The sequence below is a fragment of the Bacteroides thetaiotaomicron VPI-5482 genome (assembly GCF_000011065.1).
Lineage (GTDB): Bacteria > Bacteroidota > Bacteroidia > Bacteroidales > Bacteroidaceae > Bacteroides > Bacteroides thetaiotaomicron.
The window spans coordinates 6,056,094-6,082,852 of sequence record NC_004663.1 but is presented as its reverse complement, the minus strand read 5'-3'; the positions used below and the strand labels follow the sequence as shown (position 1 = coordinate 6,082,852).

Genomic DNA, 26,759 nt, shown 5'->3' with positions numbered 1-26,759 from the left:
GATACTGAAAAGAATAGATATATCTGCCTATGCCCAATTTGTGTTGACTTTAGTAAAATAAAACACTATAATAAATAATACCTAATCCATTATCTACTTTTGAGTTTGATGAGGGGTATGCTGTCTTTGTCTCTGGCGGTCTTGTCCGGGTTTGTGACCTTGTCCCGGTTTCTGTCCTTTTCTACGGTCAAACTCTTTTCTGAATTTATTCATATTGCTCTTTTCCTGCTGATAAATCTTCATGATCTGCTTTTGAGACAGAATCTTGCTGAACTCATTATAATACTTCTCACGGATGTCCAGCATCTTACGACTCTGCGCAAACTGATCTTTCAACATTTTAGCGATTTCCGCATCTGTCATAACCGGTTTTGGAGTTTCTTTGGCAGTATTGGCTTCCGTACCTTGAGCTGCATCTTTTCTCGCTCTGGGTTTGAAGTTCATCATACGACACTCACGAAGTTCTTTCAGATACTTCTCGTATATCGGAGTAAACTTGGCTGCCGTTGCATCATCCAGCATGAGCGCTCTCACCATCTGATTGGTCTGCATCTGCATCATCTGCTCCGGTGTAGGACGCTGTTTTCTTTCTTTGTTTTCTTCATTCTGTGCAGAAAGGGTCATCTGGCTTCCCAAAAATAAAGCCATCAACACTACATAAATAAACTTAGTCTTCATAATCTTTACGTTTTAATAATTAATTGAGTTATTCAGTTTAAAAATATATCGTTTTCAGAGAAGCTGACGAGCTCTTCCAACTCCTCATCTGACAATTCCTTAATCCATTTATCTACCGGATCTGTTGTTACATTATTTTTATCGACAGCCAATATATTTGAAGCAGATGGTGTGTCGGTATTCATATAGCGGAGAGACGGCGTAAACAAAATCCCGGCCAATACTGCTGCTACAGCAATCACAGTAGGAATAATCCTTTTCAGCCGACGCTTCTTGCGTTGCTCGTCAACCGTACGTTCCAATATCTTACGCTGTGTCTCCTCAAAAAAGTTATCGGGAGTGCGATAAGGTGTCCGCTTACCAATATTGTCAAAATCAAAATCCTTATCCATGATGTTACCTGTTTAATATATATTCCTTTATCTTATCTTTCGCATAGTGATAATTCACTTTCAGTGTCTCAACCTTACTATCCAGAACACGGGCGATATCTTCATATTCCAGTTCATCGTAATAGCGCAAGTTGAAAACGATCCGCTGCTTTTCCGGCAAAGTCAATATAGCTTCCTGAAACTTTACAGCCAGTTCATCTTCGTAGTCGACATAGTCAGAAGCTTTCAGTTTACTCATCAGTTCTTCCTGAACATCTTCCGCTGATATTACTTCTTCTTTACGACTATTCAATAACCGAAGACACTCATTCGTTGCAATTCTGTAGATCCATGTACTCAGCGAACTTTCATTCCGGAACTGATCCAAATGGCGGAATACACGAATGAAGACTTCTTGCAGCACATCTTCCGCATCTTCGTGAGACACTACCATTCTCCGGATATAATTATATATCGGTTCCTGAAAACTGTCCACCAGCAACCTGAATCCCCGCTCGCGATCTGAGGAACAAGCTTTTCGGATTTTATCTTCGTTTATCATCTATTATTTCTGAGCTTTGGTTATTAGAACGCCGAAAAGGAACGAAGTTAAATGCACAAGAGCCGATTTTACATTTATTAATAGAAAAGAGGAAATATGACATTGGCATACAAGGAATAAAAAAACGCCTCCATAATCTTTTTCAAGACCATGGAGGCGCTGTTAACTCTTTATATACAAGCCGAAGTTGACTGAAAATCACCAGAACTTATTATGTTCCGCACTATATTCAAAACCTGCAGCTTTCAACTGACTGACAATATCTTCTCTGCTTACATCCATATCTTCGCAAAGCTCATCTAGCGAAGAATAACAGTCACGCAACTTCATATTGATGACACTGAACAGCACCATCGGATCTTTAGGCAATTCCATATTCTACAATCTTTTAAACCGGGCGCAAAGTTACAGCAATCCCGGCGAATGGCAAAACAAATCAAGGGCCGATTTCTTCTATTTTCAAAGAGATTCTCTCAATCAGCTTACCAAGTTCCTCTTCCAGAGGTATCACATTAAAATCCCTCCAGAAGTCTTCATCATATTTGAAATTCAGATCAGAGAAGATAGTACGCGTCGGTAATCTTTCTGCCCGCGGGAATGCAGTCACTTGTTCCGTATCCACTTTGCAAGTGATCATTTCAAACCAGATCTGCATCTGCGGACTAGCAGACAGCAACCGTCGCCGTTTCACCTTGAAAGAAAGGTCTCCACGGATATGATGAATATAATAGATACCTTGCCATGGTTTGTAGGAAATAGTATAAACCACCTTTTGCGGTATTATCTGAATGCCATGCGTGCGCCTTTCTACAAACATTTCCGACGCTTTCTTTACACGCTGGGGATCTACCTCAAAACGAGCTTGTAACAAGGCATTCGTCTCGGCATCAATATACAAATCTCCGCAATAGAGAGGCTCGATAATCTCCTTCTTTTGTGCAAAGTGTATGACATTCACACACCGGTCGTCTATGAATGTCACTCCCTGCGAAGTATACAGATAACCGTTATCACCTGCGTCAGGTATCAGGAATGAAGGCATATCCTTCATTATATCCATCTGAAAACATGCCTGAATGCCGGACTTCACCTTTACAAGCAGACTGTCTTTGGCTTCGACATTACTCAGCCGACTCATCTTCAACAGCTTCGCCTGATCGGAAACGGGAGAATGCGAAGCGATCTTATAAACTTTGAAAACTGCTTCAGTAAGATTCTGAACCTTATTTTTCAATAAAACTCCTTCACGGTAAAATGTGGTCAGGTAGGCAGGAGAATGAGAATAGTTCTGCTCTCTTTGCCTTCCCATTTCTTTCAGCAGCTTATAAGGATCGACCCATTGAACCACTACTTCCTGTAAAGGAACAACCTTTGGTTCCAAGCTCAGAATATGATGGCGACCTGCCAAAACAGAAACTTCCAAAGTTTGTGAAACATATCCTATATGAGAAAAAACAACCGAATCGTTTTGCAAAGAATCCGGTAAGGAAAGTCTGAACTCTCCTTCCTGATTAGTAACAATCCCCACAGATGTCCTCCGGACTCCAACGGATGCAGAAGCAACAGGCATTCCGGTTTCCTTATCCAGTAAAGTTCCGGTAAGCATCAGATTTACAGGGTGAACGGATGAAGGTTTCGCCTGTTGCTGTTTGGTCGGTGAAGAAGAAGTTATCAGAATATGAGTCCCTATTACTTTAAATTCCAGGCTGGTATCTCCTGTTATCTCATAAATAGCCTGACGAATGGTTCGCTCTCCTTTCCGTATCTTCACCGTTACATCATTATCTACTACTTTACTGTCATAGATAAACAGATAACCTGACTGCTGAGAAATATTGCCTAACAGTGAATAGACCGTTCCTTTCATCTTCGGCAGGCTGATCATACGCTCCAGCACATCTTCTCCGTCAGCTCTCAACGTATCCGGTACGATAAAGAACAAACACAGAATCACCATATAGCGATAAACCAGCCTCATCTCACTTTTTTTTATTTATTCTGTCAGCATGAATGTATCCCCCTGCCGTGTACACTTCAAATTAAGCGCATAGGCTATCAATGTAGCCACAGTCTCTGGAGATTCATTGGAAAATTCAACTGTCAGCTTTCTTTTTTCAAGCGCAGGAGAAGCTACACGTATCTGCGAACTGCCTGCATTCATATTCATTACTTTCAGAATATGCCCCAAAGATTCATCTTTAAAACAGACATGCTTCAGATAGCGATTCAACTCTCCGGCATTTTCAGTCGAACTGAGCAAAAGTTGCTGTGATTGCAATACCACTGTCTCACCAGCTTTGACATAACATTCTTTATTTCCCTTTTTAAGGGTTACTCTGACGGTTCCCCGTTGCACCGAGAGACGGAACGGAGTATCTTTGACGCTCTTTACACTAAAAGCAGTACCCAATACTTCAATCTTTACTTCCTTTGTATCAATCCAAAAAGGTTGCTTCTGTTTCTTTGCCACATCAAAAAAGGCATCTCCCTGCAAACTGACTTCCCGTTTGTCGGAAACAAAATGTTCCGGATATCGGATAGAAGTCTCCTTTGCCAAAAACACGACAGAACCATCTTCCAGAGTCGTGACCAATGTAGGAACATCTTGATTCTCCTGTGTTATAAAGTCAGGTAATTCCTCTTTTTGACCGAATCCCCAATACAAAGTACTAAAAACCAAACCGACCACCATCGCCGCTACAGTGCCATAGCGTACCCACATCGGGATTTTAGGCATCCGATGGTCTTCTACAAGCAGATGATCTTTATCCAATCGGTCGTACAACCGATTCCAAGCCTGCTCCGTCTTTATTTTATGAATATCCGTTTTCATCATTTCATTTGAATATAATTTTCTATTTCTTTTCGCAAAGTTCGTAAAGTCTTCGTCATTTCCGCTTCCACCGTTTTGACGGAGAGAGAAAGCTGGACTGCAATTTCCGCATATTTCTTTCCCTCCGTCCGGTGCATTTTAAATATCTGCATTCTGCGTTCCGGCAATTTCTCAAGGGTATTATTTATCAGCTTCTGAAGTTCTTCATATTCCATCTGCTGATGAGGATCTGTCACCTGTTCCGAAGAAGATGCAGTCAGCACAGACTCTCTATACCGCTCTTTGACCTCTTCATGCTCACAGTATTGAATTGACTGATTACGTGTCGCCCTGTAGAGGTAGTTTTTTACAGACTGGAAAATCTGTAACTGTTCCCTATCCTTCCAAAGCACATAAAACAGTTCCTCAACAATTTCCTCAGCCACCTCCATCCGTCCGGTAATGCTTGCCGCATACCAACACAAGGGAGAATAGTAACAGCGAAATAGTTCCTCAAACGCTTTTATGTCACCTGCCTTTATTTTTGTCAGTATGAGCAGTTCATTCAGCATACTTCTATCATTTTACGATTGTTCCCAAATATAAGAAAACAATTCTGATTTTAATTAGATTGCTTTTTCAATTTATCGACAGCATGTTCCAGAGACTCCGTAGGTGCTATGATATTATAATTTCCCCAGAAGTCTTCACTCCAGTAATTTCCGACTTTATCATAGAAAATCTGATTGGAGGTAAATACTTTATTCCGCGGAATTATCTCGGACGGACTCTCCCTCCGATCTGTCACCACCATTTCTGAGGTTACTGCATAGCTCGTAGAGAAAAGCCTCCGTTTCCAGTCGCATTTAAAACGAATATCATTGCGGATATAATTCAGATAAGTCCTTCCATCTATCGTTTTATAGGTTATCAGAAAAGATAACTCTTGCGGTTTGAATCTCAGTCCAAATGGTTTCTGATGAAGAATAGCAGCAATTGCTTTCGATTTATTCTGCATATCCAGATTCATCTCGATACGTGTAAACGACAGCTTATCACAATCTACATACAATTTCCCATGAAACAGCGCATATGGTAAAAGAACTCTCGGACGGAAATTAATAACATATTGTATCCGGTTATCGATCAATGCCGATTCAGCCATCCAGAACTCATAGTTGTTCAATTCTTCTGGTTCCAGCAGCGCCTCTTTATTCTTTACGATATCCAAAACTACAGATATATTAGGACCACCCATAACCTTTACTGCCAATGTATCACTAACTTTCTGACTTAGCAGACGGCGTCCTTTCAGAACCTGTAGTTTATCATAATCCGTAGTGCGATTGGTGTATGCTGTTTTCGACACATCAAGTACAGCTTCCGATACACTGATATAACGGCGCCCTTTCTGCACAGTCTCCCGATAGAAGCTGGTAAGCATATTCCGGTTGGCACTATAATTTACCGGAATCTTCTCAATCGCCTTTTCTATAATTGTACGCGGATTATTGGCATAAACGACCACTTCATTCAACTGGTTAGTATGAGGTATCATCCAGACCGTCAATTTAGAAGAATTATTCTTATCTAAAGATACATGACTATTGATATAGCCTATGTGAGAGATTTCCAACTCTCGCGGCACTTCTTCTTTCCTGACTTTCAGAGCAAACTCTCCCTCTGCATTTGTCACCGTACCGATATTACTTCCTTGCACAGATACATTCACGTTTTCAAGTGTTCTCTTATTTTGCTTATCCTTCACCATTCCGACAATCGTGAAATAATCTCCTGCATCCTGCGCCCATATATCAGCACTCCCTATCCATAGAAAAGCTAATAACCATCCAACCAAAAGTATAACTGACTTTTTCATCTTAATAAAGTTTTAAAGTAAATAATTCCTGCTTCTATAAATAAGATCGTTCAATCTGCAAATACCCTATTGTCTGAAATAAAAAAAATCAGTATCTTGCCCGACAGACAAAAATTATATTCTCAACAAATGATTAATTATGATACGCAAATTAGATAAAGCAGAATTTCAGCAGGCGACAACTTTAGCATTAGAAGTATACTTGCAATGTGGTCAGGATGATTTCGAAGACGAAGGTCTTGAGAGTTTCAAAAGTTTTATATTCAACGATAAATTGATGAATGAACTCTGCATTTATGGAGCTTTCGAAGAAAATAAACTAATAGGTATTATGGGAACCAAGAATGAGGGCAAACACATTTCTTTGTTTTTCATCAAAAAGGAATTCCATAGAAAAGGGATAGGCAAGCAACTGTTTGACTATTCCCAATGTGATTGTCCGGCAAATGAAATAACTGTAAACTCATCTACATACGCTATCAGGTTTTACGAATCTCTGGGATTTGAAAAAACAAACGACAGGCAACAAACAAACGGAATCAGTTATACTCCGATGAAACTCATATCAAACAAATAAAGAAGAAGATATTACCATTAGATTCCAGTTCCCCGGAGCCCAAATCTAATTGTTAATTATACTTTCGAATATGTATTTCTTATAAAAATAGTTTCTACATTTGCGACTGTTATGGCGAAATACATTTTCTGTATATTATTTGGTATATTTCTGATATGGGGATGCAATTTAGTGCCCGATAAAGAATTACAGGAGTTCCGGACAGAGGCCGGTACTACCACTATACAATCCCATAATAAGTCACAGAGTTACCGATCCAAAGCTGTAGTCAAACAATCCGGTAAAGAAAACAACTCCTTCCAAGAAGGGAAATATGATGGAAAATATGATTGCAACATTGCCGATGGTATTTTAGGAAACTCACTTTTATCCCGTACCACTTCTCTTTCCAAAATTCTAAGATTCAACGTTTCTTCCGTTACAATTCGGATACTAAGTTCCTTAAAATATCAATTTCCGAAAGAAAAATGGACTGGTCTCCCCTACTACACAAATCTCACCAAATTCTCATATAGATATTACGTCTATACACTAGGACGAATACTTATTTAAATATCTCTTTTCCTTCTATGGGATGAGATGAGTGTATCTTCATGCCCATTTTATCTCTTTATATTCAAGGCAAGAAAGCAAGAAGAGTCTTTTCCATTGCCGGGAATATGCATACGATTTCACTTTTACATATTAATAACTTGATATATAATGGAATTTATATTAGACTTTATTCTCCACATTGATCAATACATGATTAATATAGTGCAGGATTACCATACTTGGGCATATGCTATCCTATTCATCATTATATTTTGCGAAACCGGGCTTGTAGTCACTCCCTTTCTTCCTGGTGATTCTTTACTTTTCGTTGCAGGAGCCATTTCCGCATTACCCGGTATGCCGATCGATATCCATATTCTTGTTTTAATCTTATTTGCAGCAGCCGTATTAGGTGACTCCTGCAACTACATGATCGGACATTTTTTCGGACGCAAACTTTTTCATAATCCCAATTCCAGGATATTCAAACAAAGTTATCTTGATAAAACGCATGAATTTTATAAAAAATATGGTGGGAAAACGATTATTCTCGCCCGCTTTGTGCCTATCGTCCGCACTTTTGCTCCATTTATAGCCGGAATGGGAAAAATGCATTACTATTATTTTATGATCTACAATTTGATAGGTGGAGCTATATGGGTAGTTTTATTTTGCTATGCAGGCTACTTCTTTGGCGATCTGCCGTTCGTACAGGAAAATCTTAAACTCTTGATTATCGCTATTATATTTATTTCAATATTGCCTGCAATAATAGAAATATTACGAGCGAAGTTAGGATCGAAGCAATAAAAAACTTTATTCATTTGTTTATTAATAACAACGGCCATCAAATTAAACATCTCAAAAACAATTTAATGTACTCATATTTATGAAAAATTCTTTTTTTAGTAAATTTACGCCCAAAGAACCAAAGTTCTTTCCTCTACTGAAGCAGTTATCAGATGTTTTATCTGCCTCATCCGTTCTACTTGTTGAAAGTATGGAACATGATCTGCCCACAGAAAGAGCAGATTACTACAAACAAATTAAAGACATGGAACGTGAAGGTGACAGATTGACTCATTTAATCTTTGACGAGTTAAGTACGACATTTATCACCCCCTTCGACCGTGAAGATATTCACGACTTGGCTTCCTGCATGGATGATGTTATCGACGGAATCAACAGTAGCGCCAAGCGTATTGTAATCTATAATCCTCGCCCTATTTCCGAAAGTGGCAAAGAACTGAGCCGTCTGATTCACGAGGAGGCTATCAATATAGGTAAAGCCATGGATGAACTGGAGACTTTCCGCAAAAATCCAAAGCCATTACGCGACTATTGCACCCAATTACACGATATAGAAAATCAGGCAGATGACGTATACGAGCTTTTTATCACCAAACTCTTTGAAGAAGAAAAAGACTGTATCGAACTGATTAAAATAAAAGAAATCATGCATGAACTGGAAAAGACAACCGATGCAGCAGAACATGTAGGGAAAATATTAAAAAACCTGATCGTAAAGTATTCATAAAAGCAGAGCAAGACACATGGAATTATTAGTGACTATCATTATACTAGCTCTGATATTCGATTATATCAATGGCTTTCATGACGCAGCAAACTCGATCGCTACCATCGTATCGACTAAAGTACTGACTCCTTTTCAAGCGGTATTGTGGGCAGCATTCTTTAACTTCGTTGCGTTCTTCATAGCCAAATACATTATAGGGGGCTTTGGCATAGCAAACACTGTGTCAAAGACAGTTGTTGAACAATACATCACGCTGCCTATTATCCTGGCGGGCATTATTGCCGCTATTTTCTGGAATCTGATTACCTGGTGGAAGGGTATCCCGTCTTCTTCCTCCCATACGCTTATAGGTGGTTTCGCAGGAGCTGCTATCATGGCAAACGGCTTTGAAGCTATTCAGCTCAATATCATTCTTAAGATTGCCGCTTTTATCTTCCTGGCTCCATTTATCGGTATGATTATCGCTTTCGGATTTACTCTACTTGTGCTCTATATCTGCCGACGTACAAATCCGCATACCGCTGAAATGTGGTTCAAGAGATTACAGTTGGTTTCTTCCGCCATGTTCAGTGTAGGACATGGTCTGAATGACTCGCAGAAGGTAATGGGTATTATCGCCGCCGCAATGATAGCTGCCCACTCTATGGGTCTGGGAATGGGAATAAACAGTATTTCTGATCTGCCGGACTGGGTAGCGTTCTCCTGTTTTACTGCTATCTCACTGGGAACGATGTCCGGAGGATGGAAAATCGTAAAAACGATGGGAACCAGAATCACTAAAGTTACTCCATTGGAAGGTATGGTTGCCGAAACCGCAGGTGCTTTTACTCTTTATATCACCGAAATGCTGAAAATACCTGTTAGTACGACTCATACAATTACCGGAGCAATCATTGGTGTCGGAGCAACCAAACGTTTATCCGCTGTTCGCTGGGGGGTGACTAAAAGCCTCATGACTGCGTGGGTACTTACTATCCCTGTCAGTGGACTCCTAGCTGCATGTATTTATTGTGTAGTTTCTCTGTTCCTGAAATAAATTCTGCTTCAAGGGAAACAACTCGAAATTTAAACAAGAAAAATAGCTACTCTTAACATCCCTCTACAGTATTTTGTAGAGGGAATACTATAAAATGATACACATAGAACCTTAAATATTTAACGTCTCCTTCGAGATATAAAGAATTTCTTCAGAAAAGAATTATTAAACATAAATCTTTTATTATTATTTTTTAATACTATCTTTGCTTTCATTGTGTAATGCGACAGGCAAATTTAAGTAATAATTCTATGTTCACTCAAGACGAAAGTTATATCAAATGGAAGTTATTTTTAGAAGGAGATGACCAGGCATACAGCTGGATATATACTCATTACATCCAAGTGCTCTATAATTATGGCTTACAAATCACTCCTGATTCTGAAATAGTGAAAGACTGCATTCAGGACGTATTCGTAAAGATATATAAAGCCAAAAAGAAACTTACTGTACCTCAAAATCCTAAAGTATATTTAATGATTGCTTTAAAAAATAACATCTATAATACTTTCAATCAAGAACGATTGCAAAAAAACTATGCTTTCAGTTTATACCAAACAGAAGAGCAGCTTACTGTTAAAAACGAATTCATTGATCAGGAAGCCCGGCATGAAGAAATGAATAATATTAAAAGAATGATGAAAATCCTGACTCCCAGACAACGGGAAGTTATTTATTACCGCTTTATAGAAGAACTGAGTTACGATGATATTTGCCAGATAATGGGGCTCAATTACCAATCGGCTTATAACCTTTTGCAACGCTCTCTACAAAAAATAAGAGAAGCCTATGGAGTCACTGGAATATGGATGTTAATACTCCATCAACTGACCTATTTACACTAAAAAATAAAAATCTCAAAAAAAATAAAGAGCAGTTGAGTAGATTTGTCAATTGAGATTGTCCTAAGATAAATCAACATTGAAAATGGACATTAAAAACAAATATACTCACTACTCTGCAGATCAACTACTCAATGATTTCTACTTTTTGGAGTCTGAGCAGCATCCCAGCCCAGAAAGTATCGCTTTTTGGGAAACGATGCAGCAAAAAGATAAAGCATTAGCAAAAGAAATAAAAATAGCACGTTCTTTTCTGCATGATATTCGACACATTCCTGTTTCACACTTACCGCAAAACGAAGTAGAAACAGTGTGGAAGAATATTTCCAGACTCAACAATATAGAAAAACAACGAAAAAAGAAAATTCTTTTTATTAATCATAGTATATTAGTTGCCGCCAGTTTAGCTCTTATACTCTGTTCGGCATGGTATTTTCAATCACAACTCAGCATTATGCAAGAAAAAACGGAACTGGAAATAACAGCTGTAAAAAGGCCGAACGCTACTCCTACTGATAATATCCAACTCGTACTTTCGAAAAAAAAACAGATAGATATTGATGGAAAAGAAAGTCAATTACAATATGATCATCAGGGCAAGATTAATGTAAACTCCCAAACCATTATTCAAGAAACTGATGACAAGGAAAAGACTAATATTTATAATCAATTAATCGTACCTGCCGGTAAACGTTCATCTATCACTTTCACCGATGGTACATGTATTTGGTTAAGCGCTAACTCAAGAATCGTTTATCCTGTGGAATTTAAACAACACAAACGAGAAATATATATAGAGGGGGAAGCTTTCCTCAGTGTATCTCATGACCCGAACCGGCCATTCATCGTGAAAACAAGCCAAATGGACATTCAAGTATTAGGCACCACATTCAACGTCAGTGCTTATGAAAATAAACAAACGCAAAGTGTTGTATTAGTAAGTGGTAAAATAAAAGTAAAAACCAGCAAAAATGAAAGTAAGACACTTTCTCCCAATAACTTATTAAGTTATAATGAACAGGAAGGCATCCATATCCAATCGGTAGACGTACAAAAATATATCGCCTGGAAAGATGGTTTTTACCTCTTCCAAACAGAAAAACTAAAAGACATTGCTACAAAACTCAGCGATTACTATGGCAAAAAGATCATGATAGACAGTCCATTGAAGACCATTACCTGCAGTGGTAAACTAGATTTGAAAGAAGATCTTGACGAAGTTCTTCAGACACTAATACGGACTGTCCCGGCAAGAATAGAAAAATCAGATGGAATTATCCATATTTATGTAAAACATTAATTAAAATCGAAAGCCTATGAATAAACATTATCCTTAAAAAAATAAGGCCGAATAATACCCTTAATATCATCCGGCCTTTGATTAAATTACTTACACGTTAATATTAATTAATCTAATCATTACAAATGTATGAAAAAGCACCGATTATTTAGTCACCAAAGGACTAAAGATAAACAACTATTACTAATCATGAAGTTTTTTTCACTCTTCCTTCTTATCGGAATAGGAAACTGTTTGGCTACAAACACGTATTCGCAGAATAAACTATTCACCATTAAATCATCACAAAAGACTATAACGGAAGTCTTTCATGAAATTGAGAAAAATAGTGAATATATTATTTTCTACATGGACCAACTCATTGATACGAACCGCAAAGTGAATATCAATGTCAGAAAGCAACAAGTAAGTGCTATCCTAGATCAACTTTTTGCCGGAACCGATAACACTTACAGTATCAACGATCGGCAAATTACCATTTACCGCAAAGGAGAGCAGCCAACTCCTCAACAAGAAAAAAATAAATTTGTAATCACCGGTGTTGTCACTGATTCACAAGGAGAGTCAGTAATCGGAGCATCTGTGAGAATCAAAGATACAACCAATGGAGTAATCACCGATATGGACGGACGCTATACAATTACTGCACCCGGAAAAAACAGTATTTTGGTAATTTCATATATTGGCTATTCAACTGAAGAAGTTAAAATCAATGATCGTCGAAACATCAATATAAGATTGCGCGAAGACACAAAAGCACTGGATGAAGTTGTAGTAGTGGGATATGGACAGCAAAAAAAGGAAAGTGTAGTTGTATCCATGAGTTCCGTCAAAGTTTCAGACATAACAGCTCCAACAAGAAATCTGACTAATAATCTGGCCGGACAAGTTTCCGGTCTTATAGCAATACAACGATCCAGTGAACCGGGATTTGATGATGCCGAATTTTGGATTCGTGGTATCAGTACATTTGCAAGCAACTCGGCAGCTTCTACTCCCCTAGTTTTAGTGGACGGTATTCCCCGTAAAATTACAGATATCGAACCGGATGAAATTGAAACTTTTTCCATCCTAAAGGATGCTGCTGCAACAGCTATCTATGGTGCAGAAGGTGCAAATGGAGTTATATTAGTCACTACCAAACGCGGTAAAGATGAAAAGCCGAAAATTACTTTTAAGACCGAGCATTCTATTTCAAGTCCCCAACGTTTGCCAGAATTTGTGGGATCTGCCGATTATCTAGGATTATATAATGAAGCATTGCGTAACGACGGTGAACCTGCTTTATTCAGTGACGAAACCATAGAAAAGTTTCGTAACAGCACTGATCCTGACCTCTATCCTAATACAGACTGGATTAAAGAGTTGCTCAAGAAAACTACAAATAATCATCGATACACACTAAATGTCCGTGGCGGTTCCGCACGTGCAAAGTACTTTGTTTCAGGTGCATATTATAATGAAAGTGGAATTTACAAAGGCAACCCTACAGACAAGTATGATACAAATATCGGACTTGACCGTTTTAATCTTCGTTCAAACATTGATATGGATGTCACCTCAACAACTAAAATTTCTGTTGATTTGGCAGGACAATACTTGATAGCTAACTATCCAGGCTCATCTTCATCCAGTATCTTCCGTTCCATGTTAATTACCCCTCCATACTGTTTTCCTGCTGTATACAGTGATGGCACAGTAGCCACTTATGAACAGGAACGAGGAGTTAATATGAGGAATCCATACAATCTGTTAATGAACTCCGGATATACCCGCCAATGGCGGACAGGAATCCAGTCGAAAGTAGGCGTACAACAAAATCTGAAATTCATAACCAAAGGATTAAGTGCTAAAATGAATATCAGTTATGACTTCGACGCAACTTTCAAATCCATACGTTCATACAATCCATCACGTTATCATGCAACAGGCAGAGACGAAAACGGGAATCTTCAATTCGCACAAGTAGTTTCCGGTACTCCAGACCTTAGCGACCTGAAGGACAACGGTATCGAAGCGAACAAAAAAATATATATTGATGCTTCCATCAACTATAAACGGACCTTTGCTGAAAAACATGATGTAACCGGAATGTTGCTCTATATGCAAAAAGAAACACAATATAAAACCGAGCCACTACCATACCGTAAACAAGGTGTAGTAGGACGTGTAAGTTATGCTTATGACGGACGTTACTTTATTGAAGGTAACTTCGGATATACCGGTTCGGAAGCCTTCGCCAAGAATCACCGGTTCGGTTTCTTCCCAGCTGTAGGAGTTGCTTACTATCTATCCAATGAGCCATTCTATCCCAAAGCAATAAAGAAAATAGCCAATAAGATTAAAATCAGAGCTTCTGTCGGAAAAACCGGTAATGATACTACCGATAAACGTTTTGTTTATAGAGCTACTTATAATATGGCAGCCGGTTCATGGTCACAAGGTATAGGAAGTAACGGAGGTACCAATGCAATAGGCAATGCTATCATCGAAGGATTCCCCGAAACGCTGGATATCGGTTGGGAAATTGAAACTAAACAAAATTACGGCTTCGACCTAGGACTGTTTGACAACAAAGTTGATTTTGTATTCGATTATTTCCGCTCTGAAAGAAGTCATATTCTGATGCAAAGAAATACTACTCCTACTGTAGGCGGATTCCGCGTCAATCAATATGCCAACTACGGTATTGTTAATAATCATGGCGTAGATATGTCACTGAATATTCATCAGCAAATAGGAAAAGTAAAACTCAGTGCACGTGGAACCTTTACCTATGCAAGAAATAAGATCGTTGAATATGATGAATTACCACAAAGATATCCTTGGATGGCTCAGACAGGTATGAGAATAAACGAAAATTATTTATATATAGCAGAACGTTTATATACAAAAGAAGACTTTATTGTCAGCAAAAACGGTAGTGGCATCGAAACTTATACTCTACGTTCTGAATTACCCCAAAGCACATTGGGGGGACTGTTAGGTCCTGGTGATATCAAATATAAAGATATAAATGGAGACGGCATTATCGATAGCTATGATAAAGTAAGAGGTGTAGGACATCCCAAAGTTCCAGAAATTGTATATGGATTTGGGCTAAATATAGAATATAAAGGATTTTATGCCAGCGCATTCTTTCAAGGTGCCGGCAACTGTTCCGTTTTGCTGGGAGGTAATACCCCTGAAGGATGGTTTCCTTTCTCATGGGGAGTAGACCAATCGAATTACCGTACATTCGCTTTAGACAGGTGGACTGAAAAAAATCCAAGCCAAAACGTATTAATGCCACGCTTACATAAAGACAACACCAATGCCGCTAATAATAGTGTAGCAAGCACTTGGTGGTTACGCAACGGAGGATTCTTACGTCTCAAGAACGTGGAATTAGGTTACCAATTACCCAAAAAACTCTTAAGTAAAATAAATCTTCAGGCAGCCAGAATCTATCTGATGGGATATAACATTGCTTTATGGGACGATCTGAAATATTTTGATCCGGAAGCTGGTAATGCCAATGGTGGTAATACATACCCCAAAGCACGGACATTTACTTTAGGAATTGACTTTACATTCTAATTAAATTTATTAAGTATGAAAACAAAAAAGAAACTATATAGGAAAGTACTGATAGTAGCTTTTACGCTATGCAATCTCTGTTCATGCAACTATCTGGATGTATCAGATGAACTAGCCGGAAATCTTCAATCGTTGGATGAGATATTTGACAATGTCGCCTATACCAAAAGATGGTATGCCAATATTTTTACTGCTATCCCTGATTATTCGGGTATCGTCGCTGCAGAAGGCAACGTCACAGGCTTCAAAAACCCTTGGGCTGGTATGTGTGACGAACTAACCGTTGGCTATGGAGACAACAAATTATACAATAAAACAGAAAAAAATGCAGCAAACATGGGTTTTCACCGTTGGGGAAATTGTTATAAACAAATTCGGCAAGCTAATATTTTTCTGGCCAATGCCAAACCAATAGCTGCCAATGGCACCCACGTCGATGTTCTGACAGAAGAGGAACTTATAGAAATGAAAGCTAATGTCCGTTTTATGAGAGCTTATTATCATTATCTTTTGTTTGAGCAATATGGACCTATTCCTCTTGTAAAAGACGCCATTTACGAAAGAGATGATGACTTAGATATTCCACGTAGTCCGATTGATGAGATTATAGCTTACATTGATCAGGAACTGAAAGAAGTATCCAATGAACTGTCACAAGAAGCTCTACATGAGGATGACCAACACAATGCGTGGCCCACAAAAGGTGTAGCACTGGCAGTCAGAGCTAAACTATGGGTATATGCCGCCAGTAAATTATTCAATGGCGAGTACAAAGAAGCATTATCGATTACTAATCCTGACGGACAACGGCTTTTCCCAGATAAAGATCCCGGAAAATGGGAGAAAGCAGTAAGTGCTTTGAAAGATTTCATGACATTCGCTGAAGATGAAAACAATTATGAATTGTTGGAAAATGAAGAGAACCCTTCACAAGCATTGTATGATTTATTTCAAACTTACAATCGAGAAATTATATGGGCCACTGCTGCCAATACCTGGGGTGGTATGGATGGAGATGCCTTTGACCGCAGATGTACCCCAAGAAGTGAACAAAATGGAATGGGATGTACGGGTGTCACTCAAGAATTGGTAGATGCATTCTATATGAATGATGGTTATCCGGTACAAGAAACAAGTTTCCTAAAACAGTCTACACTCTACACAACCGAGGGAACAGACACTTATAAGGAAAAAGTCGTTACCAGCAACAATAAGAAAGTAAGTGATGCCAAGAATGTCAGCAATCGATTCATGAATCGTGAACCACGTTTCTATAATACCGTATTCTTTCAAAACAGAAGATGGCACGTCAGTAATAACGTTACCCAGTTCCATAAAGGAAGTCCTAATGAACTTAGTGGTACTATTTATACTCTTACGGGCTATATGCTGTATAAGAGATTTAATCGTGAGGTTAATAAGAAATCACCGGGAGTTACATCAAAATTCCGTCCTTCTATCATTTTCCGTCTAGCCGATTTTTACCTGCTATACGCAGAAGCTGTCAACGAAATCGATCCTAACGATGCACGAGTATTGACCTACCTGAATAAAGTACGTCACCGCGCAGGATTAGAAAATATAGAAATTTTGAATCCTGACATTGCAGGCAAACAGGATCTGCAAAGACTGGCTATACAGCGTGAACGCCGCATCGAACTGGCTACTGAAGGACAACGTTATTTCGACGTACGCCGCTGGATGATAGCTGACCAAGAAGGTGAAGGACGTCAATATGGATACGTGCATGGTATGAACATGAATGGAACTGAAGATAAATTCCTTCAGGAAGTAGAGGCCAGCCCCATCGTATTCAGACGCAAAATGTACCTATATCCTATTCCGGATAGTGAAATGAAAAAGTCTGATGGACAACTTGTTCAGAATCCGGGATGGTAATCTTAATTATATTTCATGATTAAAAATATAATAACAATATGAAAACGATACATACCTTATTAGCAGCAATGACTATTGCGATGCTGGCAATAAGTTGCGAGAATGAATTTGATGTCTCCGATAAAGCAGACAGTCTGATATCTGTTACAGTCAACACCTTGAATAATCAAGCAGCCTATAATGTCGGAGAAACTGCCCAAGCGGAACTATGGATACAACGGGGAGGACTGAAAGATGCCTCCGGTAAAGTTCAATTCGTTGTAGACCCTCTTTTGCTTGACTCGCTGAATCAAGAAGATAAAACTAATTATGAGTTATTGCCGGAAAATTGTTATGAAATGACAAATACAGAATTTACGGTAGATAAAAACGAGTTATGCGGTTACATCACGTACCATCCTGAAAAGATACTGGCTTTGTCAGCGTATAACGAAACAAAATATGTATTGCCATTACGACTCATTTCTAACGATCTGGCTATTAATCCAGCAAGAAATACATCTTTTCTTGCATTTACCATTTTGGAACCTATCGTTCATATCAGTAATGCTGGAGTATATAATATCAATCCGGATCTAACTTCTACAATGGATATACAGATCGGAGTACCCTTTACCAATAAGTGGGATATTCTTTGTAATCTGACAGAAGATTTATCATTGATTGACGAATATAATCAGATTAATAAAGTAAATTTCACTTTACTTCCCGAAAATGCCTATACTGCTCCTGAATCCGTAACTCTTCAGGAAGGAGTCAGTCAGATAACCGCCTCCTACCAACTAAAAAACAATCTGGTACCGGGAAACTATATTTTACCTATAAAAATAGGAAGTATCACGGCAAGCCAAGGAGGAGTTCCGAATAACTCACTGGTAATAGATGAGGAAAGCAACGTTTTGTTCTGTATTGTAAAAGAAGGGAATAAGATCAACAAATCCGGATGGGAAGTGATAGAGTGCAGTTCTGAACATGCAGGGAATGAAGCTACATACATGATTGACGATAATGAAAGTACATACTGGCATTGCAAATTCAAAAATGAAGCAGGATCATCTGTACCTCCCTTCCATTTTATTATTGATATGAAAAAAGAAATTACAATCGCTCAAATTGACTTACTTAATCGTGGAGACGGAGCTGCCAATAATATTAAATGGGTAGAATTTTATGCCAGCAATAACAATAGTGAATGGGATAAAATTGGTGCCGGTGATTTTAATGATGAAGGTACCAGAGCAACATTCCGATATTATGTAAAGTCTACCAAAGCACGATATCTGAAACTTATAATTCCTGAAGGATATGGAAATAACTGTCCTCCTGCCGCCATTCGCGAATTGACTGTTTACGGATTAGAAGGTAATAATTAAAAATCAGTATTATACTCAAAACCTTATTTGATTTAAACACATGATGAATAAAAGATCCCTCAATCTGCTGCCTTGTGTCGCAGTTCTATGTTCTTGTTCTTTGCCCGCGTATGCCGGGCAAAGTTCAAAAAAAGAAAAAAAAACAAAACCTAATGTTATTATCATTCTCGCAGACGATTTAGGTTATGGTGATCTTGAATGTTATGGTACCACACGTGTACATACCCCCAATGTAAATCGGTTGGCTTCTGAAGGTATACGGTTTACCAATGTACATGCTACCGCTTCTACCAGTACTCCTTCCCGCTATGCTTTGCTGACCGGAGAATATGCATGGAGAAAGAAAGGTACCGGAGTAGCTGCAGGTAATGCAGGCATGATAATTCGACCAGAACAATATACTATAGCCGATATGTTTAAATCGGCAGACTATACCACCGGAGCTATTGGTAAATGGCATCTAGGATTAGGTGACAAAACGGGTACACAAGACTGGAACGGGACAATATCTCCTGCACTCAAAGATATAGGATTCGACTATTCTTATATCATGGCTGCTACTGCAGACCGTGTTCCTTGCATTTATATTGAAAACGGTAAAGTAGCCGACTATGATTCCACCGCTCCTATTGAAGTCAGTTATCAGAAACCATTTGAAGGTGAGCCGACAGGAAGAAAGAATCCTGAATTGCTTTATAATCTCAAGCCAAGCCACGGACACGACATGGCAATCGTAAACGGTATCTCGCGCATCGGATACATGAAAGGAGGAGGTAAAGCTTTGTGGAAAGATGAAAATATAGCAGACACCATCACCAGTCATGCCATCCGTTTCATTGAAGAAAACAAAGAGCGGCCTTTCTTTCTTTATTTTGCGACCAATGATGTACATGTTCCCCGCTTCCCACACGAACGTTTCAGAGGTAAAAACCCGATGGGATTACGAGGTGATGCCATTGTACAGTTTGACTGGAGCGTGGGAGAAATCATGAAAACGTTAGACCGGCTGGGATTGACTGAAAACACACTCATTATTCTATCCAGCGATAACGGTCCGGTACTGGATGATGGTTATGATGACAAAGCCGTTGAGCTTGCTGGCAGTCATAAGCCGGGTGGTCCTTTCCGTGGTGGAAAATACAGTGCCTTCGAAGCGGGAACATGTGTTCCGGCCATCGTACGCTATCCGGCACAGGTGAAAAAGAACCAAACTTTAAACACATTGCTAAGCCAAATAGACTGGATCCAATCATTGGCTTCTCTAGTAAATGTCACTATTCCCCAAAGTAAAGCTCCGGACAGTCAAAATCATTTAGACAGTTGGTTAGGAAAAAGTAAAAAAGATCGTCCTTGGGTTATCGAGGAATCTAATATTCTGGCATTATCCGTACGCAAAGGAAAATGGAAATATATCGAACCTTCCAATGGTTCCCCCATGATCACTTGGGGTCCGAAAATAGAAACAGGATATGCACCTTATGATCAGCTGTTCGATATGAATAAGTCCGAGTTTGAAAGCGAAAATCTGGCTCCGAAATATCCAGCCATAGTAAAAGAAATGAAAGATATATTGGTGCAGGAAAGAGCAAAAGGGAAAAAGTGACATTTATTGAAACAACAAAATATATGGCTTCACCAAAATAAACAAAAACCTTTCTATTTATTTTCAATAGGCTAATTATAAAATTCAAAAAGGTGTGTCAGAAAAAGTTCTGACACACCTTTTTATATATACTAATTCAGCTAATCTTACTTCACTTCCTCAAAATCAACATGATATACCTATCAGCAACTTGCGTACACGTGTTGCAAATATAACACAAACCCGAAAATAAGCATCCATAAGCAACACACGCTCTTGCTCACAAAAGTACGATTTTTATTCATAAACAACGAGACATAAACGCATAAAAATCAAAAGAAAGCGATGTTTTTAACAGATTCTTCGGTTTTATCCTTACCTTTGTGTATGATATTGGGATATTATACCCGAACAACAATAAGGAAACTATGCAAATACATAACAATACATTGATAGTGGAATGCTCGGCTTACGATTTCAAGGAAATGCTGGAACGTAAGAAAGTAAAGTCATGGCTTAAATCCGTGTCGGCTTTTGCCAATACGGACGGTGGCAGTTTGTTTTATGGAGTGAATGATGAAGGTGTAATTGTAGGGTTGGAGAATCCACAAGCCGATGCTGATTTTATCAGTGAAATGATGAAGGCACGACTTGACCCTGTGCCGGAAGTTCAGCTTATTCCGATAGAACACGAAGGGCATACCCTGCTTGAAGTGAAAGTAAAGGCAGGAACGCTTACACCTTATTACTATTATCAGGATGGGACACGTACCGCATATGTACGAGTTGGCAATGAAAGTGTAGAATGCAACTCCCAACAATTACTTTCGTTGGTATTAAAAGGCACGCACATGACATGGGATTCTCTTCCTACCCAAGTGGATGCCGGCAAACATTCTTTCATCATCCTTGCCAATACTTTCCGTGAGCAAACCCATCAAGAATGGAACGACAAGTATCTGGAATCATTCGGACTAGTAACTCCTGACGGCAAACTGACCAATGCAGGATTGCTGTTTGTGGATAATTGCACGGTATTTCAATCGCGTATTTTCTGCACCCGTTGGACTGGACTCTATAAGGATGATGCCATCAGTTCCGTAGAACATCGGGCTAACCTTGTGCTGCTCTTAAAATATGGTATGGATTTCATCAAAAACTATACCATGAGCGGCTGGGTGAAGATGCCAAACTATCGCCTTAACCTCCCCGACTATTCCGACCGTGCCATCTTTGAAGGACTGGTAAACCACCTTATCCATAGAGATTATACTATAATGGGCGGTGAAGTACATATCGACATTTATGATGACCGCGTAGAACTGGTATCACCTGGTGCTATGCTTGACGGTACACAAATTCAAGACCGTGACATATACAAAGTGCCGTCCATGCGTCGTAATCCTGTCATTGCAGATGTGTTCACACAGTTGGATTATATGGAGAAACGTGGTTCCGGTTTACGCAAAATGCGAGAGCTTACAGAGAAATTACCTAATTTCTTGCAAGGCAAAGAACCGCAATATCAAACGGAAGCGACCTCTTTCTACACCACGTTCTATAATTTGAACTGGAACGAAAGCGGAAGAATACCTGTAGAGGAAGTAGCCAACAGGGTAAATAGTACCCTCGAAAAGTACCCTGTAAACGAAGAAAGTTCGGTCGAAAAGTTCGGTGTAAACACAAAAGAGTTCGGTGTAAATGAAGAAAGTTCGGTCGAAAAGTTCGGTGTAAATGCGGATAAGTTCGGAGATACATCGGAAACACAGAAGAAAGTCAGTAAAACTGCACAAAAGATAATCGACCTCGTTATTTCAGATCCTTCAATCACAGCTGATAATATGGCCAACAAGATTGGTGTAACTAAACGCGCTATAGAGAAAAATATCAAGAGCCTTAGGGGTATGGGAATTTTGGTTCACGAAGGTTCAGACAAGGCTGGTTATTGGCGCATTATTGTTAAACCATAAACAGAACAACAAACCTATGGAGACCTCTTTCATACCACTCTTTGCAATCATAGCCGTTTTGATTATCGCCTTTTTGTTTGCCTCTTTGCCACAGGTAAACCATAAAACGCGATACCGAGTGCTTTATGCAATAGCCATTATCATGCTATTAGCTGTTATCCCTATTAGTGAATATATGGCTGGTGGCATACAAAACTCAAGTAACAATTATCTGCTTGTCCTAATATTCGATATTGCAGTAGGATATTTCTGTATGTACATTGCTGCTTTGCTAAAATTCAACGTTCTTAAACGAAAGAACCAAGCATTAGAAAACGCCTTGACAGAAAAGCAACAAGAAAATGTAGCAATCCTATTGGAGCATCAAAACGAAAAACAACAAGCACTCCGGCAAAGAGAGCTTGAATGGTTAGCTGGGAAAATAAAGATGTTTACCGAAGAAGAACAGGAAGCTATTCTTGCCAGTGCTCTATCATTTGCTGAACATGACTTGATAGTTGCTCCCTCAATAAGCATACAACCTAAAGAAACATGTAGTCAGCAAGAACTAATGTACTTTGTCTGCTCTGCTTTTTACAATATGGATAAAAGTCGTAGTGAAGTTGTGGGTTTCTTATATAAAGTTTTTCCTCTCTATTTTCCAGCAGGAGAAAGTGCATTGGCTAAAAAGATGCCGGGATTGGAAAAAGTAAAAGAGAGGAGAGAGAAAGAATGTAATTAGCGCATATTTTCAAACCATAGAATAGAATTAAAATGAATAATACACTTATAGATAATTCCATAGAAGCACTTTCAATGACAACAACATTGAGAAAATGCTTAGCCATTGATGGTATTAAAACAGTTAGTATTGCCACAGGCTATTGGGATATTCCCGGTTTAGCTATACTACAAGAAAATTTGAGGTCTTTCATTGAAAAAGAAGGAACAACGCTTCGTTTACTTATAGGAAAAGACCCTTATATATACGTAAATCAATTAAAGTCACCTAAATATAAAGATGCAAATTATCCGCTGGACTTCATAAAAACTGATATCCACGAACTTAATGTTACTGAGGAATATAAAGATGCTATACGTCTGCTTCTTGATTATTGTACGGAAAACAATGATTCAAAGATTCAGATTCGTGTATTTCGAAAAAATGAAAATGACGAAACTCAATTTTTACATTCTAAGTGTTACATCTTTGACGGAAAGTCAAACGGCATTGGTATTGGTATCGTGGGTAGTACAAATTTTACACAAAAAGGATTACAAGGTAACGCTGAATTAAACTATATTGAAACAGCTCCAAATCAAGTGTTATCGCTTGATGAAATACCTGGTAATAAATCTCATTTGATATGGTTTAATGAAAAATGGGAAATATCTGAACCTTGGAACAAACAATTCTTAGAACAAATCCTTAAATCTGCACCTATAACAGATGACGTGGAAAAAGAACGCAAAAGTGAACAACAATCATTCACTCCATACGAACTATATATCAAATTGCTACAAATTAAGTTTGGTGACATTGTAGACAAATCACTCGGACAACAGATAGAAACTTATCTGCCAGCGAACATCCACAAACTGGAATATCAAATAGAAGCTGTTAAGAGGTGTATCGGCATTATGCACGAACATGGTGGCTTTATGTTGGCAGATGTGGTGGGACTTGGCAAGACGATTATTGGTACGCTCATCATCAAGCGTTTCTTGTCCGTACCAGAAGACGATGGACGAGAACGTAAAGTATTGGTCATTACTCCTCCTGCCATTCAATCGGGTTGGAAGAAGACTATAGCCATGTTCGACAAAAATTCTGACGAGAAGATTGCGCCATACATTGACTTCATTACAACTGGACGCATCGGAAATGTTGCCGAAGATGAGAGCTGCGAAGATGACGATGACGACAGCCGCGATTCTGGCGATTTTGGTGGAACACTCCAAGAAAAGAATTATGGCTTTATTGTCATTGACGAAAGCCATAAGTTCCGCAACAGTGCCACATTGATGTACCAGTCTCTTGATGAACTGATACAGAAGATTTGTTCTAATACAGGGGTATATCCATACGTGGGTCTTCTTTCTGCCACACCGCAGAACAACCGACCAAATGACTTGAAGAATCAGATTTACCTTTTTGAGAGAAACCACAATGACAGTACATTGAAGAAGGCTGAAAGTGGTAATATCGAAAGGTTCTTTGCAGATGTCAACCGAGAATATGAATCGCTGATAGATAGAAGCAACGACATACCAGCAGATGAGCGCCGCCAACGCTTGGATGCCGTGTCAAAGAGACTACGTGATTGCGTGTTAAGTGATATTCTAGAACGCCGAACAAGAACTGACGTTGAGAAATATTACAAGGATGATATGGAATCACAAGGCTTGATATTTCCCAAAATTGTTGGACCTAACAATCTTGAATACATCATGGATGACGAGTTGGCTCAACTGTTCTCTGATACTATGACAATCATTGCTCCAACGGAGGCAGAAAAGTTGCAGACTGACGAGTGGTTAAAATATTTCCGCTATCGTGCCATTGAATATTTTACTGACCCTGCCAACGAAAGAAAACATACTGGTCGAGGCAATCGTGGTGTCAACGACGTTGCCAAGCAGCTTGCAATCATCATGCAGATTCTTCTTGTGAAGCGTCTTGAAAGTTCGTTCACTGCTTTCACCCAATCCCTGTTGAACCTGCGACGTTACACAGAGAACATGATTAAGATGTGGGAGAACGACACAATTTTCGTTTGTCCGCAAATTGACGTAAACAAAGAACTTGACTATGAAACCAAAACATTGAAACGTGGTAGACGTGTTTCGTTTAATGATTGTGTAGAAGAAATCAGAGCCAAGATAACAAAATTGACGGAACAAGGGCGTAACGAGAAGGGACAGAATGCAGAATATAACCGCAAAGACTTCAAGGAGGAATACTATATCCAACTGAAAGAAGACTTCCGACTCATTTCTAATCTCTATGATCGATGGGCGAAAAACCCACAAGACCCGAAATTTGATGCATTCAAAGAGAATATCAAGCCAGAATTGTTTAATCCACAAAAGAATACCTCTGGAAAATTGGTTATCTTCTCGGAAGCTATAGACACAGTACAATCGCTTGCGAGAGCGGTAAAGGCAAAGGGGTATAAGGCACTTGTCATTACTGCTGCCAATCGTGATGAGATGGAACACACGATTGAGGAAAATTTCGATGCCAATTACGAAGGTGTTTGGAAGGATGACTACAATGTTATCATTACAACAGAGGTCTTGGCAGAAGGTGTGAACCTCCACCGTGCCAATGTTATTCTGAACTATGATACTCCTTGGAACTCCACTCGCCTGATGCAGCGCATAGGTCGTGTAAACCGTATCGGCAGTAAAGAGCCTTTTGTCTATGTTTATAACTTCATGCCAAGTGCAGAAGGCGATGCGCAGATTCAGTTGGTTCGCAAGGCACATACCAAGTTACAATCCTTCCATGTCCTGTTTGGTGAAGACAGTAAGATTTTCTCGGAAGAAGAAAGTGTGGTACATTACGATATTGCCAAAGCTGTTGACGGTGAGGAATCACCTTTGCAGAAGTATGTATATGAACTGAAACAATACAAGGATACTCACCCTGAACGTTATCTGCAAATAGAACAAGCTGATAAAGACTGGCAGATAGCACAGGCTGCAAGTGGAACGGCATATTTCATAGTAAAAGCACCACACTCTGCAAGGCTTGCAATTAGAATACGTACAGAAGCCGAGGGTCTGTATAACGCCAAAATAATTTCTTTGCTTGAACTGCTTGAAGATATGCGTGTGAAAGAAAATGCCAAACGTGTTCCATTACCAGATAACTGGCGACAGCTTTCGGCAGAAGCCATAAAGACTTATAACCAATACTTTGTCCGCATCAACAAGTCAAGGGCTGGTGACAAGGCTACGGCTGCAAAAGAAATGTTGGTGAAAATTAACAACACACCTAGTTTATCACTACAATCCAAGATTTTGCTGAAAAATGCTCGTAAGTTTATTGACCGAGGAAGTTTTGATATTATCAAAAAAGTATTGGCTATTGGTCAGGAATTAGAAGAGCGGGGTTTACGTCTCTTTGCCATAGAGCAACAAGATATAGACGAGATTCTGGAGCGAGAAATCGGCAAACTCGTAGCCCATGTGGAAAGTAAACAAGGCGAAGCATCTATTGTATTAGGAACCATCAAGTAAA

At 39.1% G+C, this 26,759-nt stretch carries 22 protein-coding genes; 14 read left to right on the top strand and 8 right to left on the bottom strand.

Features of this window, described 5'->3' with window-relative positions:
- Positions 1–93: 93 nt before the first annotated feature.
- The 8 genes from BT_RS23425 to BT_RS23390 form a co-directional block, all read right to left on the bottom strand.
- Entirely contained in the window at positions 94–678 is a 585-nt protein-coding gene (locus BT_RS23425; protein ID WP_011109357.1) for a hypothetical protein, read from the bottom strand.
- A 32-nt stretch (positions 679–710) separates the two neighbouring features.
- A complete protein-coding gene (locus BT_RS23420) occupies positions 711–1,070 on the bottom strand; it encodes a hypothetical protein (protein WP_011109356.1) in 360 nt (119 codons plus the stop codon).
- Positions 1,071–1,074: 4 nt separating this feature from the next.
- Positions 1,075–1,611: an RNA polymerase sigma factor gene (locus BT_RS23415; protein WP_008760363.1), complete on the bottom strand. Its 537-nt coding sequence runs from the start codon at positions 1,609–1,611 to the stop codon at positions 1,075–1,077.
- A gap of 198 nt (positions 1,612–1,809) precedes the next feature.
- On the bottom strand, positions 1,810–1,986 hold the full coding sequence (locus BT_RS23410; protein ID WP_008766883.1) for a DUF4250 domain-containing protein: 177 nt from the start codon (positions 1,984–1,986) through the stop codon (positions 1,810–1,812).
- Between the two features lie 61 nt (positions 1,987–2,047).
- A complete protein-coding gene (locus BT_RS23405) occupies positions 2,048–3,589 on the bottom strand; it encodes a carboxypeptidase-like regulatory domain-containing protein (RefSeq protein WP_008766884.1) in 1,542 nt (513 codons plus the stop codon).
- A gap of 15 nt (positions 3,590–3,604) precedes the next feature.
- Positions 3,605–4,447: a FecR family protein gene (locus BT_RS23400; RefSeq protein WP_008766885.1), complete on the bottom strand. Its 843-nt coding sequence runs from the start codon at positions 4,445–4,447 to the stop codon at positions 3,605–3,607.
- The gene (locus BT_RS23395) at positions 4,444–4,995 is read right to left on the bottom strand and encodes an RNA polymerase sigma-70 factor (RefSeq protein WP_008766886.1); all 552 of its coding nucleotides are present in this window, start codon (positions 4,993–4,995) and stop codon (positions 4,444–4,446) included. The genes BT_RS23400 and BT_RS23395 overlap by 4 nt, the downstream gene beginning before the upstream one ends.
- A 50-nt stretch (positions 4,996–5,045) precedes the next feature.
- A complete protein-coding gene (locus BT_RS23390) occupies positions 5,046–6,302 on the bottom strand; it encodes a carboxypeptidase-like regulatory domain-containing protein (protein WP_008760358.1) in 1,257 nt (418 codons plus the stop codon).
- Between the two features lie 139 nt (positions 6,303–6,441).
- Here BT_RS23390 and BT_RS23385 point away from each other — a divergent pair, with 139 nt between their 5' ends.
- From BT_RS23385 to BT_RS23325, 14 genes are all read left to right on the top strand, one after another.
- Positions 6,442–6,879 carry a GNAT family N-acetyltransferase gene (locus BT_RS23385; RefSeq protein ID WP_008766887.1) on the top strand — a complete coding sequence of 146 codons (438 nt, stop codon included), beginning with the start codon at positions 6,442–6,444 and terminating at the stop codon, positions 6,877–6,879.
- Positions 6,880–6,990: 111 nt separating this feature from the next.
- Positions 6,991–7,431 (top strand): hypothetical protein, encoded by a 441-nt coding sequence (locus tag BT_RS24935; RefSeq protein WP_008760356.1) that lies wholly within the window; start codon positions 6,991–6,993, stop codon positions 7,429–7,431.
- A gap of 150 nt (positions 7,432–7,581) precedes the next feature.
- On the top strand, positions 7,582–8,223 hold the full coding sequence (locus BT_RS23380; RefSeq protein ID WP_011109355.1) for a DedA family protein: 642 nt from the start codon (positions 7,582–7,584) through the stop codon (positions 8,221–8,223).
- Between the two features lie 79 nt (positions 8,224–8,302).
- Positions 8,303–8,950: a DUF47 domain-containing protein gene (locus tag BT_RS23375; RefSeq protein WP_011109354.1), complete on the top strand. Its 648-nt coding sequence runs from the start codon at positions 8,303–8,305 to the stop codon at positions 8,948–8,950.
- 16 nt (positions 8,951–8,966) lie between these two features.
- On the top strand, positions 8,967–9,986 hold the full coding sequence (locus tag BT_RS23370) for an inorganic phosphate transporter (RefSeq protein ID WP_008766890.1): 1,020 nt from the start codon (positions 8,967–8,969) through the stop codon (positions 9,984–9,986).
- Positions 9,987–10,237: 251 nt separating this feature from the next.
- Complete coding sequence (locus BT_RS23365; protein ID WP_008766891.1) at positions 10,238–10,831, top strand: RNA polymerase sigma factor; 594 nt, start codon at positions 10,238–10,240, stop codon at positions 10,829–10,831.
- An 82-nt stretch (positions 10,832–10,913) separates the two neighbouring features.
- On the top strand, positions 10,914–12,128 hold the full coding sequence (locus BT_RS23360) for a FecR family protein (protein WP_008766892.1): 1,215 nt from the start codon (positions 10,914–10,916) through the stop codon (positions 12,126–12,128).
- 129 nt (positions 12,129–12,257) lie between these two features.
- The gene (locus BT_RS23355) at positions 12,258–15,707 is read left to right on the top strand and encodes a TonB-dependent receptor (protein ID WP_008766893.1); all 3,450 of its coding nucleotides are present in this window, start codon (positions 12,258–12,260) and stop codon (positions 15,705–15,707) included.
- Positions 15,708–15,722: 15 nt separating this feature from the next.
- A complete protein-coding gene (locus BT_RS23350) occupies positions 15,723–17,606 on the top strand; it encodes a RagB/SusD family nutrient uptake outer membrane protein (protein ID WP_011109352.1) in 1,884 nt (627 codons plus the stop codon).
- Between the two features lie 38 nt (positions 17,607–17,644).
- Positions 17,645–18,979 carry a BT_3987 domain-containing protein gene (locus tag BT_RS23345; protein WP_008766895.1) on the top strand — a complete coding sequence of 445 codons (1,335 nt, stop codon included), beginning with the start codon at positions 17,645–17,647 and terminating at the stop codon, positions 18,977–18,979.
- A 43-nt stretch (positions 18,980–19,022) separates the two neighbouring features.
- Positions 19,023–20,582 carry a sulfatase family protein gene (locus BT_RS23340; protein WP_008766896.1) on the top strand — a complete coding sequence of 520 codons (1,560 nt, stop codon included), beginning with the start codon at positions 19,023–19,025 and terminating at the stop codon, positions 20,580–20,582.
- Positions 20,583–20,989: 407 nt separating this feature from the next.
- The gene (locus tag BT_RS23335; protein WP_011109350.1) at positions 20,990–22,531 is read left to right on the top strand and encodes an ATP-binding protein; all 1,542 of its coding nucleotides are present in this window, start codon (positions 20,990–20,992) and stop codon (positions 22,529–22,531) included.
- Between the two features lie 16 nt (positions 22,532–22,547).
- Positions 22,548–23,252 (top strand): hypothetical protein, encoded by a 705-nt coding sequence (locus BT_RS23330; RefSeq protein WP_005818837.1) that lies wholly within the window; start codon positions 22,548–22,550, stop codon positions 23,250–23,252.
- Positions 23,253–23,284: 32 nt separating this feature from the next.
- A complete protein-coding gene (locus BT_RS23325) occupies positions 23,285–26,758 on the top strand; it encodes a helicase-related protein (RefSeq protein ID WP_011109349.1) in 3,474 nt (1,157 codons plus the stop codon).
- Position 26,759 lies beyond the last annotated feature (1 nt).